Source organism: Latilactobacillus sakei subsp. sakei DSM 20017 = JCM 1157 (genome assembly GCF_002370355.1).
GTDB lineage: Bacteria > Bacillota > Bacilli > Lactobacillales > Lactobacillaceae > Latilactobacillus > Latilactobacillus sakei.
On record NZ_AP017929.1, the window covers coordinates 1,459,990 to 1,474,775 of the forward strand.

Consider the following 14,786-nt stretch of genomic DNA (forward strand, 5'->3'; position numbering starts at 1 on the left):
AGGAAGAGTGTCTTTTATAAGAGGTGGAAGAAATGGCAATTAAATTTACAACCCGTTTATCAACGGAAACCGCAGAAACAGTCGTACCAGAAGAAACCACAGAAGCACCAATTGGCTATGTCCATTCAATCGAATCTTTTGGATCCGTAGATGGCCCTGGTATTCGTTTTGTGGCCTTTTTACAAGGGTGTCGCATGCGGTGCGAATTCTGTCATAATCCCGATACTTGGAATATTGGTAGTGGTGAACCGTATACTGCTGACGAATTAATTGCAAAAGCATTACCGTACAAAGCTTTCTGGGGTAAGGAAGGTGGCATCACTTGTAGCGGTGGTGAATCACTGATTCAAATTGATTTCTTAATTGATTTATTTAAAAAATGCAAAGCACAGGGCATTAATACGTGTCTTGATACGTGTGGGCAACCTTTCACGTATAAGGAGCCATTTTTCAGTAAGTTTAAAGAATTGATGAAATATACGGATCTATCGATGGTTGATATTAAACATATCGATCCAGAAGGTCATAAGAAGTTAACTGGTTTTTCAAATAAACATATTTTAGAAATGATCGAATATATGTCTAATCATGGTCATCATATGTGGATTCGTCACGTCTTAATTCCTGAACGGACTGATTATGATTGTTACTTAGAACGACTTGGCGATTACATTAAGACATTGAATAATGTTGACCGGGTTGAGGTGTTGCCATATCATACAATGGGGATTGTCAAATATGAGAAAATGGGGATTAAGTACCCACTTGAAGGCATCGAGCCACCAACTCATGATCGGGTTGTTAATGCAGAACGGCTTTTGCATACAGCTGATTATTCAAAATAAATTGTATAAAGCGGTAGCATTAGAAATTTTTAAGTGAATAATAAGAAAGAGCGCCGAAAAAGGTTGCTCTTTTTTTATTTTTTTATTATTATAATGATAAGGGATAACCCAAAGAAATGAGGATTGAGCATGAAGACGAGACAAGAGAATATATTTTCTTCTAAAACGTTAACTTATTTTTTGCAATTAGCGGAAACGATGAACTATACGCAGGCCGCTCAGCTATTAGGGATTACACAACCTGCATTAACGCAACAAATTAAGAAATTGGAACGCACAGTTGGGGCACCACTTTTTTATTCTGTCGGTAAGAAATTACACATTTCTGATGCCGGTCGGACAATGTTAGATGCCACTCATCAAATTTACGATTTATTAAATACGGCAACGGATGAAATCCAAAGTGCAACTAGCGCTAGCCGTGGTAAAATTAATATTGGGATTCTAGCATCGATGGAACTCAGTGTTATTCAAAGTTTCTTAATCAAGTATTACCAACAATTCCCCAATATCGAAGTCAGTGTTCATTTATTGACACGTAAGGAAATTTGGGACCGTCTCGAAAATAATAAAATTGATCTTGCAATCATGTATTTGCCAGATGACAGTATCAAAAATTGGAAGCCTTACCGTTCCAAGAAGATTGCGGATGAAAGCCTTGTTTTCTTGAGTAATAATCCATTATTGAAGAAACGCAAGAAGATTCATTTTGAGGATACATTAACTGAAAAATGGGTAACATACCCCGATGAATACTATCTCAACCAATTCATCAGTGAAGCTTATAAGAATCAAATGGTAGATCGGCCAGTCAGTGCAGCCCAATTTACATCACCATTTGAAATTTTACGGTTTGCTGAAGCAACTGGGTTAAGCACTGCATTGCCTAAGAGTTTTTACGATGCCCATAATGTTGGTATTGAATCGAACGCGGTGCAATTTGATCCAGCAATTCAATTTGAATTGGCCTTTGTATTCCGTAAAGAAAAGGAAGATATTCCTCGGATTGACAGTTTCTTCCGAGAATTTAACCTTTATCTAGAAGAAAAAGACTATTTAACGCGAATTAAGGAACAAAATCGTAAAATTATCTAATTTCTCTGGTATAATCGATAATGTAATTTTGAAAAGAAGGGTCTGTATAAATATGAGTAAAGAATTAGTTTTCGGTCACCAAAACCCAGATACAGACGCAATTGTTGCGGCAATGGCGTTTGCTTATCTACAACAACAACTTGGCAAGGATGTCGAAGCTGTTGCTTTAGGCGAACCAAATGAAGAAACAAGTTATGCATTACGTCACTTTGCTGCAAGCACACCACGTGTGATTAAAGAAGCCGGTAGTGAAGTGCAAAGTGTTATGCTAGTTGACCACAACGAAGCACAACAAAGTGTTGCTGATATCAAAGATTTAACAGTAACTGATGTTGTTGATCATCATCGGATCGCTAACTTTGAAACAGTAAGCCCATTATTCTACCGTGCTGAACCAGTTGGCTGTACCAGCACAATTCTTTTATCAATGTTCAACGAAAATAAAATTGAAATCCCTGCACAATTAGCTGGTTTAATGATGAGTGCCATCATTTCAGATACATTGTTGATGAAATCACCAACAACAACTGAAAAAGATCGGATTGCTATCAAGACATTAGCAGAAATTGCAGATGTTGATTTTGAATCATATGGTCTTGAAATGTTAAAAGCTGGTACTAACTTAGATGATAAGAGCGAAGCTGAATTAATTGAAGCTGATGCTAAAACATTCGATATGGCTGGTAAAAAAGTTCGTATCGATCAAGTTAACACAGTTGATATCGAAGCGGTCTTCAAACGCCAAGCTGCTTTTGAAGCTGCTATCGAAGCAGACAACAAAGCTAACGGTTACGACTTATTCGTACTTTTGGTTACTGACATCTTAAACAGTAACTCAGAAGCGCTTGTTATCGGCGAACCAGCTGAAGCCTTCGAAAAGGCTTTTGATGTGACCTTAAACAACCATCGTGCGCAATTAGCCGGTGTTGTGTCACGTAAGAAACAAGTTGTCCCACAATTAACAGCAGCATTTTAATAGCAATTAAGAAGATAAAGTCCTGCGGGGCTTTATTTTTTTGTTAGGAGCAACAGATGACTGAGGAAGTAACAAAGGCAATTCAAGTGATTGAAGCGACAATTCGAAATTGTCAAAAGAGCCAGCTAAAATTTGGAGAAGGGTCCGCCCAATTTACTTTATTAAAAAATAGAATTCACGCATTGGAAGTTGGTCGTGATTTATTGAATGGGCGCACAGATATAACTGCTGAAGCATTGGTCAGGGCACAGGCACCGATTGAGTCAATCATCCATAAAACCGAAAAAGCGTTGGCTAACCAAAAAAAGACATCGCCTGTAATTAAGCGGATGACAACATTAATAGTAGCAATGACATCCATTCGGACAGCTATTATGGCACAACTTTCTGTAAATGAGACCCATCAATAATATGATGGGTTTTTTTGTGTCTTTTTTACAGATGATAATAATTCTAATATGACAATGAACATGTTATAATGTAATGGAATTCACAAGGAGGCCGATAATGATGAAACATACGTTGAAATTAGTGCTCACAATTGTGGTTGGGATTACCGCATTAATATTAGCCTTTTTATGTCAACAACCACTGTGGGCCCAAGTATTAGTTAGTCTAGCTGGGGGGTTAGTCGCGTTATCGATGCTGATTGAGATGATTCGCACTTTAAAATCAGGTCGATATGGTGTTGATTTACTAGCCATTACGGCGATCATTGCAACACTCGCTGTTGGTGAATATTGGGCTGCCTTGATGGTCCTCGTAATGTTAACAGGCGGCGATTCCCTGGAAGATTACGCCGCGCATAAAGCAGGGCGGGAATTAAAATCATTATTGGACAACTCGCCCCAGGTCGCGCATTTAATGCGTGGTGACGGACTTGTCGATGTTGCTGTCGACGAACTCCAAGTCAATGATCAAGTTGTTGTGAAGCCAGGAGAACTGGTTCCGGTTGACGGTCATATCATTGAGGGGTCATCGCTGTTTGATGAATCGTCTCTAACCGGTGAATCACGCCCAGTTGAAAGAACAATCAATGAGCCAATTATGTCAGGGTCAGTAAATGGTGAGACATCAATCACGATGGTGGTCGATCAATTAGCTATTAACAGTCAGTATCAAGCAATTGTTAAACTGGTTGAAAGCTCAGCAGCACAACCTGCCCATTTTGTTCGTTTAGCGGATCGCTATGCCGTACCATTTACATTAGTGGCGTATTTGATTGCAGGGGTGGCATGGTGGCTCTCAAAAGACCCTGTGCGCTTTGCCGAGGTCTTGGTGGTCGCGTCGCCATGCCCGTTGATTCTCGCGGCACCGATTGCGCTTATCTCAGGTATGAGTCGTGCCAGCCGGAATGGGATTATCGTCAAAACGGGGACGACAATTGAAAAATTGGCGTTGGCCAAATCAGCTGCTTTTGATAAAACAGGCACGATTACGAATGGCCAATTAACCGTGGATCAAGTTGTACCGATGATTGATATTGAACCATCGGAGTTATGTCGTTTAGCAGCCAGTGCTGAACAGGCTTCGGCCCATATTCTGGCTCGTTCCTTACTACAAGTCGTCCCAGCAGCGCAATTATTAGAAATTATTAGTTTAAAAGAAATGACAGGTGCTGGTGTGACTGCCCAATTAGCATCTGGACAGACGGTTCAAGTCGGTAAATTTGAATTTGTGGCGCCTGACCAAGCTAAACAATCCCAGACACAGACAACTGTCTACATTGGCATTGACGGGCGTTATGCGGGCTATATCACATTTATCGACCATCTTCGCCAGGAAGCGCCTCAAACGATGTCAACGCTCCATCAGCTCGGTTTACAGCGCTTAATGATGCTCACAGGGGATCAGGCGACAACCGCTAAAGAGATTGCGGCTCAAGTTGGCATTGATGAAGTTCACGCTGGGTGTTTGCCTGCCGATAAGATTCGACTCATCAATAATGTCACGCCGGAGCAGCGGCCGATAATCATGGTTGGCGATGGTGTTAACGACGCACCATCCTTAGCGAGTGCCGATGTCGGAATTGCGATGGGTGCTCACGGTGCCACAGCAGCGAGCGAATCCGCAGATGTCGTCATTTTAAAGGATGATTTGAGTCGGGTTAGTGGCGCCATCACGATTGCACGGGATACAATGCGGGTGGCGCGCCAGTCCGTTTTGATTGGGATCTTCATCTGTATCGGATTGATGTTGATTGCCAGTACCGGTGTCGTGCCAGCTTTAATTGGGGCCTTATTCCAAGAAGTTGTCGACACAGTTTCGATTTTATACGCATTACGTGCTAGAAATGACCATTAAAAAAAGAGGCCGCTGAGGGCCTCTTTTTTGTATTGTTAACTATTCTTCAGATTGCACTTTTAAAAACATATCTTTTGGGAGGTATAGTTTCGGAATCATCGCTAATAAAATCCCAAAGACGATACCATTTAAGATGAAGCCGGCAACGAAACTACCGCCATTCACAGTTAATGAATAGAGCCAAGCATTCATTCCTTTAGGCGCGTATGAGCCCCAGTAGATGGCCCCAGCTAAGAAGTGGCAGAAGTATTTGGCGAAAGTACCAATGAAAGCTGCGGACCAAAGGAGCGCAATCGTTTTTACTTTGGTATTTTGTTGGATACTTGCTTGAACTGGTTTTTGTAAAACGCCAGCTAGGCCAACGACCATGAAGGCAATCGTAAATTCAAGTAATCCTTGCCAAACATTGAGAACGCTCCCGTTGCCGAGGCCTCGTAAGACGAGGTCTAAAAGGCCCCAGATTAAACCCGAAACCATCCCAGCCGCGGCGCCGCGACGGAGACTATAGATAATAATGGGGATAATCCCAAAGGAAACCTCAATCGCTGATGGCCCTACAGTATGCGGAATATATTCCAGAGCCATCGCAAATGCCGCGATAATGGCCCCTTCAATTTGAATCAATAACCGTTGATGTTGCATAAAAATAACCCCTTTTCTTGGTTAACCAACACAAAAAAGGAGTTAAAGTCTCAACTCCATCACAATTCCTACGCTTGTCTTAACAAACAGGTTCGAAGGGTCTGATCATCTAATCACTCTCAGCCAATGGCTCCCCTTTGCGATGGTTAATATTTAAATTTTAAGAACGTTTTCAGTATACCGGATACAACAAAGATGTCAAGCAATCAAGCTTCATTCGAGCTTATCCATTGCCGAGCGCTGTTCGTCATCAACCACGTGCGTATACAAATGGGTGGCCTGCGTGGTGGTTTGGCCCAATTGGGTCGCTACGATCGTTTCGCTGTGGGTCGCTGACATCAGATCGGTTGCGAGTGTATGACGGAATTTATGCGGCGTTAGTCGAACGCCAAAAGCTTCAGAGTACTTAGCTACCAGTTTTTCAATGGCATAGTTACTGATTCGCTTCGCTTGACCGCGATACTTTGTGACAAATAAGGCCCGTTCGTTAGCGGCTAAATAGCGTTGTTGCCGGATTTGAACGTAATCTTGCAGATAAGGTAAACCCCAAGGTGCGATCGGCACGGTATCTTGTTGACCGCCTTTGCGAATAACCGTAATTGTTAGTTGTTCAAGGTTTAAATCAGAAACGTTAGCTTGGGCGAGTTCGGAAAGACGAATGCCGGTAGTGAGTGCCAATACGCAAATCGCAATATCCCGTTCACAATTCTGCGTATAAGAAGCGAGTTGGCGATTAGATAGCGCACTGGGATAGTCGACTTGCATAAAGGCAATGAAGTCGTGTTTTTTATCACCGGTGAGCAACTTTTGACCGATATGGCGGGAACGAGTGGCCATTGTCTCGGATGATTTGAGCAGTTTGACTTTTTTCATGACGTTGCGGTAGAAATAAGGCTCACCATCGGCTTGTTCGGCTTCAATCGTCAGGAAGTACCAGAGCGCATTCAAAGCGTTGATAGAGCGATTAACAGCCTGAAAGGAGAGCTTGTGATTATTTGCTTTTCGTTTATTCATTAAAAAGATCTTATAGAGTTCGATATCTTCTAATTTCATCTTATCAAGCGCAACAAGAGGGATATCCTTAGTCGTTTGAACAGTAACGATTTGTTCGTCAATTAACCAGGAGAAGAAGCGGACGTATTCTTGGAGATATTGATAGAGCGTTGCAGAGGAGTATGCATTGGCTTGCCGATTAATATAAAATTTACGGACGTAATCGGGAAGATCCGCCAAGCGTTGTTCACATAGTTCGAGATAACGTTGTTGGTCCATGATTGAAACCACCTTAATAGAGAATTATAGTTATTTTAACAAAAAAGCGGCGAGAATACTACAAGTGTTGTTAAAACCATAATTTTAACAACACTTGTTTGGCAAATTTTGACCACTAACCCTAGAAATCTGTTTTCAGACCATCTGCAGCAGCCATTTAAAAACGAATAAAATGCCTGTTTAACGGTCTTTCATCTTAATGAAACGTTGATATAACAGTGTTTATAGCATGATTAGGCCGATTTGAGCATCAAATTAGCGTTTTATTAAACTCGGATTATGGTTAATGATTATCAATTTGAGCCTCAAAATTATGGATTTTACAGCTGCATAAATCAATCCTAAGTTATTTAACGAATTTCATGTGGTTATTGATTATTAATGATTAGGCAGTGGTTTTAATTTGCGATCAGATCAGTAATTTAGCATTGAGATTTGTTAATCGTAGTTGAGTTTTTTAAACGGTTGATGTTTTAGTTAAAGCATTTTAAAACGTTGCTAAAAGAATTTGCTAAATTAAGGACTTAAATACAGATTAATAAGTCAAAATCAGCCACTCTTTTAAAATAAATACATACTTCCTATAATATATATTATGTAAACTAGAATATTTTTTTATTTAATAGGTCCCCCACACCGTCTTTAATCACCGTAATCGATTATTTTTATGTTGAAAACTAGATTAAATTTAATTGAACTGCTTGGTTATTTGAACTAGCTAAAAATGGCACCAAACAGTACTTTAGAATTTAGCACAGGCCATTTAAAAAAAGCCCAGATACTGGTTAAATACCAATATCTGGGCTTTTTAGATTTACTTTAGTCAGTTAGTCGAATTACAACTTTACCGGCTAATTTACCATTAGCAACTAATTCCAGTGCATCTTGAACGTGATCAAGATCAAAATCGTGTGGATCGATAGCTGGTGTAATGTGATGTTTTTCAACTAATTCAGTGACTTTTTTAAGTTGTTGGCCATCCGAACGCACAAAGATGAAGCGGTAGTTAACTTGAGCTTTACTAGCGAGTTTATCCCACTTCTTACCGACTAAACCAAATAAAAGTCGTTTCCAGGCAGGTAATTGGTGCGTGATAGCAAAATGCTTATTAGGACCTGCCACCAAACTTAATAAACGGCCACCGGGTTTCATAATTGAAAGTTCACGTTCGATATCTTGAGCCCCACGAGTATCGATAACGTAATCGACATCGTTTAATACCTGCCAATAATCGGTTGTCCGGTAATCAAGGTATTGGTCAGCACCTAATTCTAGAATATGCTCACGTGCTGCAGCGTTCCCTGAGACAATGACTGTTAAGCCTAAAGATTTAGCGACTGGCACGGCTAATTGACCAAAACTGCCAGAACCACCAGGAATGAAAATCGTCTTCCCTGCTTCAACAGCTAATTCTTCCGTGAGGCCTTGATAAGCGGTTAAACCGGTCAAGGGGACAGCAACGGCCTCTTTAGCTGATAAATTGGTAGGTGTATACCAGATAGCATTGGCATCGACCGCAACGTATTCTGCAAAACCACCAATCTTAGCAAGTGGTAGACGTGTGTAAACTAGGTCACCCGGTTTAAAAGGCGTTACGTTAGAACCGATAGCGGTAATTTCACCAACGACTTCATTGCCAAGGGTTAATGGCATCGAATAGTCTTGAATCAACTTAACACTGCCGTGAATATTCATTAAATCTAACGGATTGACTGCGGCATAGCTAACTTTGATGAGTACTTCGTTAGCTTGGGGCTTAGGGGTGGCAATTTCTTTCACGGTCACATTGAGATCTTTACTATATTTTGTAATTTGAGCTGCTTTCATTTTAAAGTGCCTCTTTCCATGGGAGTATTTGAAGTGTTTGGTGTGCTGTTACGATTAGCGCCTCTGAATCTGGATTTACTTTAGCCATGACACGAATGCCAACCAATGCATTTTGAAGTGTTGCGGCTAATAGCTCGCTCTTAATAGGAGGCTGCAACTCAGCTTGCCCTTCAATCAGTAATCGCTGCAGCATTGCTTGTTCCTGCTGTAAATAGCGTTTAATAAGTTGTTGGATATCTTCTTCTAACGTTGATAACGCGGTTGCCGTATTAACGACTAAACAGCCGTCTGGTTGTTGTGCCGGGTGGTTAATGAACGCCTCAAAAATGGCTGTCAAACGACTACTAAGGTCGCTATAATCATTGATGATTTGATTAAATGTCGCGGTGATTTGATCGTGATAATGCGCTAAGACTGCGATAAATAGCTGGTGCTTATCACCAAACGTATCATAAATACTACGACGATGGATGCCCATTTCGTCGACTAGGTTTTGCATCGACGTTTGTTCATATCCCTGGCGCCAAAAAACGAGCATTGCTTTGTCTAAGACGGCTGTTGTTTCAAATTCTTTCGTGCGCATCTGATAATCTCCTCTTATTAGAACGTTCATTCTATTATAGATGATGACTCTGAATAACGCAACTAGATTTTACGCAATTTTAAACGCAAAAAAAGAACGTCTCATGAAGACGTTCTTTGGTGATACTATTTCGTAAGGTAAAAAACCCCGAAGGCCCCCAGACCAACGTGACTCATAATAACGGGACTCGTTAAAGCGACTGTATAAGGGACGTGGGGTTGGGTTTGTTCTAGCGTTGCTTGGATTTTGGCGGATAGTTCGTCAGTGATGCCGACGTGTGAAATGCCAATTTCAGCAACATCTTGAGTGGCCAAGTGTTCGCGAATATTATTGATTTCTTTGGTGAAGGTCTTTAGCCCCCGTCCCTTAGCAATCACTTCTAATTCCGTATCTGTTAAGCGGACAATCACCTTGAGTTTAATCAGTTTTGTTAAGAGCCCCGCCATCCGGCTAATACGTCCGCCGCGTTGGAGTGCATCTAGTGAGTCTAAAAAGACGTAGGTTTCTGTCTTGCTACGAACCTCATTAAGATGGGCAATGATTTCAGTGAGTGTCTTCCCCGCTTCAACATCTTGAGCGGCTGCGACAACTTGATAAGCCAGGCCACGGTCAATTTCTTTACTATCAATGACGTGGACGTCACTTGTTGATTGTTGGGCCGCTGTATGCGCCCCTTCGATAGTCCCGCTGAGTAACCCTGTGCAGTGGATTGATAAGATTGTACTGCCATCAGCCCCCAATTGGTCGTATAGTTCAACGAAACTGCCGACTGTTGGTTGGCTCGTTGTTGGAAACTCAGTCGTTGCACTTTGCAAGCGGCTTAAAAATTCGGCACGGGTAATTGTTTGACCGTCAACGAAGGATTCAGCACCTTGTTGAATCGTTAAAGGCACAATATGGATATCATACCGTTCTTGTTCTGCTGTAGTTAATTGAATTGATGAATCGGTTACTATTTTAATTGTCATGTGAGTGATACTCCTTTGAGTCAATAATTTAGATGTTCAGATAAATTGAAAAGAACATTAATGTCGTTCCAAGCATTACGAAAAAGTGCCAAATCAAATGTAATCCAGGAATTTTAGGAAAACTGTAGATTAAGGCGCCAACTGTGAAGACGACGCCACCACTGACGAGCAACCAAAAACCTGAGGGTGATAAGTTAGTGTATAACGTCTTGCCTGCCAATAAGCATAACCAGCCCATAATAACGTAAATGCTGGTTTCTAGACGTTGGTAGCGACCGTGGCTAAAAATATGTGTTAAAATGCCCGCAATTGCAAGTGTCCAAATCGCAATCAATAGACTAATGCCCGCCGTATGCCCGATAAAAATCAAACAGTATGGTGTATAGGTGCCAGCGATTAACAAGAAAATATTACTATGATCGAATATTTGAAAAACTCGTTTGGCCTTCGTAAAGGCTAAACAGTGGAATAACGTTGATGCGAGATACAGCGCTAGTAATGTGGCACCGTAAACGATTAAACTAGCAATCGCAACTGGGGATAGCGATTTTTGAACACTCTTAACAATCAGGAGGATTACCAATGCTAGGCTACCGAAGAAGCCCACACCGTGTGTAATGGCATTCCAAACTTCGTAGATAATTTGTTGTCGTTTATTAGTCATCATATGCAAATGATCGCCTCTTTTTTCTCTATTTGTCGAGTATTATAGATTGATATAGAATATAAGTCAACTAAAAATAGAATTACATTCTACGTACGTGACAAATGATTAACGCTATGGCATAATAAAAGAACAAACAAGTCGGTCGTTAAGGAGTATCGAAATGCAATCTCAAGAATTTAAGCAGTGGCTTAGTGACTTTCAAGCCCTGCGCCTGCCGCAATGGGGAGATTTTCCGGATCTAGAGTTATATATGGATCAAGTGATTAATGAAGTCAATAAGCAACTAGAGCCACTCTTGCACGTTAAGATTACGAAAACGATGATTAACAGTTACGTTAAGATGGCCATTATTGAACGGCCAATTAAGAAACGCTATAACCGCGATCATCTAGCTGAATTGATTATTGTCAGCATTATGAAGCTTGTTTTCCCGCTAGACGTCTGCAAAAAAGGCATTCAACAAGCCCTAGATAATACTAGTGCCGGTGAAGCTTATGACCAATTTGTGGCCCTTTTTAACGATGAAATGGCCAATATTAATGCGCCTGCCAGCGTCAATGAATTTGACCTCAGCGAATCGTCGTTGGCTATTGTGCAAAAAGTAGCTGTTAAATCTGTTATTTATAAACTCATTGGTACAAAATTAGTCGAAATTGGCTAACCGCTTACATGATTATATAACTAAAAAATGGTTTACAGACTAAACTTAATTGCTAGTAAACCATTTTTTTTTAAAAGCATTATTTAATATTATTCTTTCGTGAAATCCTTAATCCAAGCTAGGGCAATTGCCTTTTCACCTAAGTGGGCACCGATAACTGGGCCAAAATAGCTGATATCAATCGGTAAATCAGGATGTTTTTCACGGAGTTTATCACGCCATGATAGTGCTGCCGCTTCATCGTTGGCATGGATAATCAATGCCCGTAATGGGTAGTCAACACGTTCTTGTGTTTCTTCGAAGATTTGTTCAGCGCGGGCGTAGGCCTTCTTCAATGAACGCACCTTTTCAAAAGCTGTAATCTTGTTGGTTTCGTCATCAAATGTTAATAATGGCTTAATCTTTAACATGCTACCGATAAAGGCAGAGGCATTTGATAGACGGCCACCACGGACTAAGTTTTGTAAGTCGTTGACGATGAAGCATTCATCAATTGTGCTTCTTAAGTCATCAAGACGGGCCGTAATTTGTTCAACAGTGACTTCTGGATCGCGCGCCATTCTGGCTGCTTCCATTGCTAGATAGCCCATTAACATCACGGTAATCCCAGAATCGTAAGGCACGACTTGGATATTATCGATGGTGCTGGCCGCATTTTTCAAAGTTGTCACAAATCCGGAGATCGTGCTGGCAAGGTGGATACTGATGACGGCATCGTAGCCTTCGTTGCCTAGATCTTCGTATAATTTTAACATCTCGCCTAGTGGAGGCTGTGAGGTGCTTGGAAATGTTTCGGCTGTTTTTAATTTTTGATAGAACTCTTCAGATGTAATGTCGACGCCTTCATCGTACACTTGTCCATCGAGAATTACTGGGATCGGAACAACGTAGAGATGATGGTCTTTCACTTGCTGTTCTGTGAGATAAGCAGTACTATCAGTGACTACAGCAATTTTCATGTTGACACCTACTTTTTTATTATTCGGTAATAACTATATCATAAATGACGGGCTAATTCCCCTATTAATCGCTTTTTTCAAAAAGTTGTATAGGCCCTCTCCCTTTAGTTTATCGTTATAACGGCGATGATAACGGTTTAGCTAATTATGTAAATTTTAAACACCTGCAGTTAGTTAGCAGATGCGTTAATTTCTTTGAGGTTCTGTGCCAAAACAGTTACAATAAGTAAGATAATTCTATTATAGAAAGTGTGACCAATAATGACCTTTGACGGTTTAATGACTCACGCCGTTGTCAACGAGCTCAATACAACGCTTGCCGACGGTAAAATTACTAAAATCCAACAGCCTTATGCCAATGAGGTAATCTTAACCATCCGGGCTAATCGTAAAACATACCCCCTTTTGTTATCTGCACACCCTTCTTATGCACGAGTGCAAGTAACGCGGGTGCCTTATGCGAACCCTGCAACGCCACCAAATTTTGCGATGACGCTTCGTAAATATTTAGACGGTGCTATTTTAGAACAGATTGAACAAGTTGAAAGTGACCGAATTTTGCGTCTAACCTTTAAATCCCGTAACGAATTGGGCGACATGCAAAAGCTATGTTTGATTATCGAATTAATGGGTCGGCATAGTAATGTCATCTTGATTAACCTTGAAACTCAAAAAATCCTGGATTTAATTCGCCATGTTGGGGTTTCACAAAACCGGTTCCGCTTTTTAATGCCGGGGGCCGACTACGTTAATCCACCAGCACCAACTGGTCTAAATGCCTTTACGACCGATCTAGGAACTCTTGATTGGTTAAGTTACTATAATGAAGATGCCGATGAACAAATTCATTGGTTACAACAACAATTCCAAGGCATGAGCCGCGAAAGCGCCCTTGAATTGCAAACCCGTTTAATGGACCACGATAACTATTTAGCAGTCGTGACTGATTTCTTCAAGCAATTTGACCAAGCACAACCAACGTTAACAATTGGTGAAAAGAAATCATGGTTTACCGCCTTCCCTTATCAGAGCCTAACAGGGACGCAGAGCCATTTTGAAACGCTGAGTGAACTGTTAGACCAATACTATCTTCATAAGGCTCAGCGCGACCGTGTGCAGCAACAAGGTGGGGCCCTCATTCACTTCATTCGTAATGAGATTCAAAAGGATGAAAAGAAACTTAAAAAACTACAAAAAACGCTTAAAGCAGCCGATAGTGCCGATGATTATCGGATCAAAGGTGAAATTTTAACCACCTACTTACGCCAGGTTGAACGGGGCATGACCGAAGTGACGCTCCCTAATTTTTACGATAACAATGAACCTATTAAAATCACGTTATCCAATCAAATTAGTCCTTCCAAAAATGCACAGAAGTACTTCTCGAAATATCAAAAACTAAGAAACTCGATTGCCTATGTGAATGACCAAATGGCTAAGACAGAAGCTGAATTACAATATTTCTACACAATTATGGCCCAAATTGAGATCGCTGAACCTAAGGATTTGGAAGATATCAAGGCCGAATTACAGGCTGAAGGCTATCTTAAGATTAAGAAAACAGGCGCTAAGAAACAAAAACGCTATAAGATTAGTGAACCAGAAGTTTTCTATGCGACAGATGGCACGCGAATCTTTGTCGGGAAGAATAACTATCAAAATGATCAGTTGACCTTGAAAAAAGCACATAAAACCGATATCTGGTTGCATGTTAAGAATATTCCGGGTTCCCATGTGATTATTGATAGTCCGACACCGTCTGAACAAACGATTCAAGAAGCCGGTAACTTAGCGGCCTACTTCTCGAAGGCCCGCTTATCAGCTGCTGTGCCAGTTGATTACATTCAAGTTAAGAAAATTAAGAAACCAAACGGTGCCAGACCAGGTTTTGTCATTTACGAAGGACAACAAACCCTCTATACGACACCGGACGAAGCACTCGTTCAAAAGTTACGTAATAAACCAGTGCAAGCCTAATTAAAAAGCG

At 41.0% G+C, this 14,786-nt stretch carries 14 protein-coding genes and 1 riboswitch; of the genes, 7 read left to right on the forward strand and 7 right to left on the reverse strand.

Annotation, left to right across the window (positions count from 1 at the left end; genetic code table 11):
- Positions 1–32 precede the first annotated feature (32 nt).
- The 5 genes from pflA to LEUCM_RS07315 all read left to right on the forward strand — a co-directional run bounded on the left by pflA (position 33) and on the right by LEUCM_RS07315 (position 5,220).
- The gene (pflA, locus tag LEUCM_RS07295) at positions 33–845 is read left to right on the forward strand and encodes a pyruvate formate-lyase-activating protein (protein WP_016265127.1); all 813 of its coding nucleotides are present in this window, start codon (positions 33–35) and stop codon (positions 843–845) included.
- A 129-nt stretch (positions 846–974) separates the two neighbouring features.
- A complete protein-coding gene (locus LEUCM_RS07300; protein WP_016265126.1) occupies positions 975–1,940 on the forward strand; it encodes a LysR family transcriptional regulator in 966 nt (321 codons plus the stop codon).
- A 52-nt stretch (positions 1,941–1,992) separates the two neighbouring features.
- Positions 1,993–2,916 (forward strand): manganese-dependent inorganic pyrophosphatase, encoded by a 924-nt coding sequence (locus tag LEUCM_RS07305; protein WP_011374673.1) that lies wholly within the window; start codon positions 1,993–1,995, stop codon positions 2,914–2,916.
- A 56-nt stretch (positions 2,917–2,972) separates the two neighbouring features.
- Positions 2,973–3,326: a hypothetical protein gene (locus LEUCM_RS07310; protein ID WP_025015777.1), complete on the forward strand. Its 354-nt coding sequence runs from the start codon at positions 2,973–2,975 to the stop codon at positions 3,324–3,326.
- Positions 3,327–3,426: 100 nt separating this feature from the next.
- Positions 3,427–5,220 (forward strand): heavy metal translocating P-type ATPase, encoded by a 1,794-nt coding sequence (locus LEUCM_RS07315; RefSeq protein ID WP_025015778.1) that lies wholly within the window; start codon positions 3,427–3,429, stop codon positions 5,218–5,220.
- 39 nt (positions 5,221–5,259) lie between these two features.
- Here LEUCM_RS07315 and thiT read toward each other — a convergent pair whose 3' ends face one another.
- From thiT to trhA, 6 genes are all read right to left on the reverse strand, one after another.
- The gene (gene thiT / locus LEUCM_RS07320) at positions 5,260–5,862 is read right to left on the reverse strand and encodes an energy-coupled thiamine transporter ThiT (protein WP_025015779.1); all 603 of its coding nucleotides are present in this window, start codon (positions 5,860–5,862) and stop codon (positions 5,260–5,262) included.
- A gap of 48 nt (positions 5,863–5,910) precedes the next feature.
- Positions 5,911–6,009, reverse strand: a riboswitch (TPP riboswitch).
- Between the two features lie 66 nt (positions 6,010–6,075).
- On the reverse strand, positions 6,076–7,134 hold the full coding sequence (gene xerS / locus LEUCM_RS07325) for a tyrosine recombinase XerS (RefSeq protein ID WP_025015780.1): 1,059 nt from the start codon (positions 7,132–7,134) through the stop codon (positions 6,076–6,078).
- Between the two features lie 819 nt (positions 7,135–7,953).
- Positions 7,954–8,961 (reverse strand): NADP-dependent oxidoreductase, encoded by a 1,008-nt coding sequence (locus tag LEUCM_RS07330; protein WP_025015781.1) that lies wholly within the window; start codon positions 8,959–8,961, stop codon positions 7,954–7,956.
- 1 nt (position 8,962) lies between these two features.
- Complete coding sequence (locus LEUCM_RS07335; protein ID WP_011374667.1) at positions 8,963–9,544, reverse strand: TetR/AcrR family transcriptional regulator; 582 nt, start codon at positions 9,542–9,544, stop codon at positions 8,963–8,965.
- Positions 9,545–9,669: 125 nt separating this feature from the next.
- Positions 9,670–10,512, reverse strand: a complete 843-nt coding sequence (fakB, locus tag LEUCM_RS07340; protein WP_011374666.1) for a DegV family protein — start codon at positions 10,510–10,512, stop codon at positions 9,670–9,672.
- A gap of 28 nt (positions 10,513–10,540) precedes the next feature.
- Positions 10,541–11,179 (reverse strand): PAQR family membrane homeostasis protein TrhA, encoded by a 639-nt coding sequence (gene trhA, locus LEUCM_RS07345; protein ID WP_016265118.1) that lies wholly within the window; start codon positions 11,177–11,179, stop codon positions 10,541–10,543.
- 160 nt (positions 11,180–11,339) lie between these two features.
- On the opposite strand from trhA, the gene LEUCM_RS07350 reads away from it, so the two are divergent.
- Positions 11,340–11,840, forward strand: coding sequence for a DUF1836 domain-containing protein (locus tag LEUCM_RS07350; protein ID WP_025015782.1), 501 nt, complete (start codon positions 11,340–11,342; stop codon positions 11,838–11,840).
- Positions 11,841–11,929: 89 nt separating this feature from the next.
- Here the strand turns inward: LEUCM_RS07350 and fakB (LEUCM_RS07355) are convergent, their stop codons facing one another.
- Entirely contained in the window at positions 11,930–12,799 is an 870-nt protein-coding gene (gene fakB, locus LEUCM_RS07355; RefSeq protein WP_016265116.1) for a DegV family protein, read from the reverse strand.
- Positions 12,800–13,060: 261 nt separating this feature from the next.
- On the opposite strand from fakB (LEUCM_RS07355), the gene LEUCM_RS07360 reads away from it, so the two are divergent.
- A complete protein-coding gene (locus LEUCM_RS07360) occupies positions 13,061–14,776 on the forward strand; it encodes an NFACT RNA binding domain-containing protein (protein WP_016265115.1) in 1,716 nt (571 codons plus the stop codon).
- Positions 14,777–14,786: the final 10 nt, after the last annotated feature.

Excerpts from the sequence above, each read along its gene's own strand:
- pflA (WP_016265127.1), top strand. The coding sequence starts at position 33 with ATGGCAATTAAATTTACAACCCGTTTATCAACGGAAACCGCAGAAACA.
- LEUCM_RS07300 (WP_016265126.1), top strand. The coding sequence starts at position 975 with ATGAAGACGAGACAAGAGAATATATTTTCTTCTAAAACGTTAACTTAT.
- LEUCM_RS07305 (WP_011374673.1), top strand. The coding sequence starts at position 1,993 with ATGAGTAAAGAATTAGTTTTCGGTCACCAAAACCCAGATACAGACGCA.
- LEUCM_RS07310 (WP_025015777.1), top strand. The coding sequence starts at position 2,973 with ATGACTGAGGAAGTAACAAAGGCAATTCAAGTGATTGAAGCGACAATT.
- LEUCM_RS07315 (WP_025015778.1), top strand. The coding sequence starts at position 3,427 with ATGAAACATACGTTGAAATTAGTGCTCACAATTGTGGTTGGGATTACC.
- thiT (WP_025015779.1), bottom strand. The coding sequence starts at position 5,862 with ATGCAACATCAACGGTTATTGATTCAAATTGAAGGGGCCATTATCGCG.
- xerS (WP_025015780.1), bottom strand. The coding sequence starts at position 7,134 with ATGGACCAACAACGTTATCTCGAACTATGTGAACAACGCTTGGCGGAT.
- LEUCM_RS07330 (WP_025015781.1), bottom strand. The coding sequence starts at position 8,961 with ATGAAAGCAGCTCAAATTACAAAATATAGTAAAGATCTCAATGTGACC.
- LEUCM_RS07335 (WP_011374667.1), bottom strand. The coding sequence starts at position 9,544 with ATGCGCACGAAAGAATTTGAAACAACAGCCGTCTTAGACAAAGCAATG.
- fakB (WP_011374666.1), bottom strand. The coding sequence starts at position 10,512 with ATGACAATTAAAATAGTAACCGATTCATCAATTCAATTAACTACAGCA.
- trhA (WP_016265118.1), bottom strand. The coding sequence starts at position 11,179 with ATGATGACTAATAAACGACAACAAATTATCTACGAAGTTTGGAATGCC.
- LEUCM_RS07350 (WP_025015782.1), top strand. The coding sequence starts at position 11,340 with ATGCAATCTCAAGAATTTAAGCAGTGGCTTAGTGACTTTCAAGCCCTG.
- fakB (WP_016265116.1), bottom strand. The coding sequence starts at position 12,799 with ATGAAAATTGCTGTAGTCACTGATAGTACTGCTTATCTCACAGAACAG.
- LEUCM_RS07360 (WP_016265115.1), top strand. The coding sequence starts at position 13,061 with ATGACCTTTGACGGTTTAATGACTCACGCCGTTGTCAACGAGCTCAAT.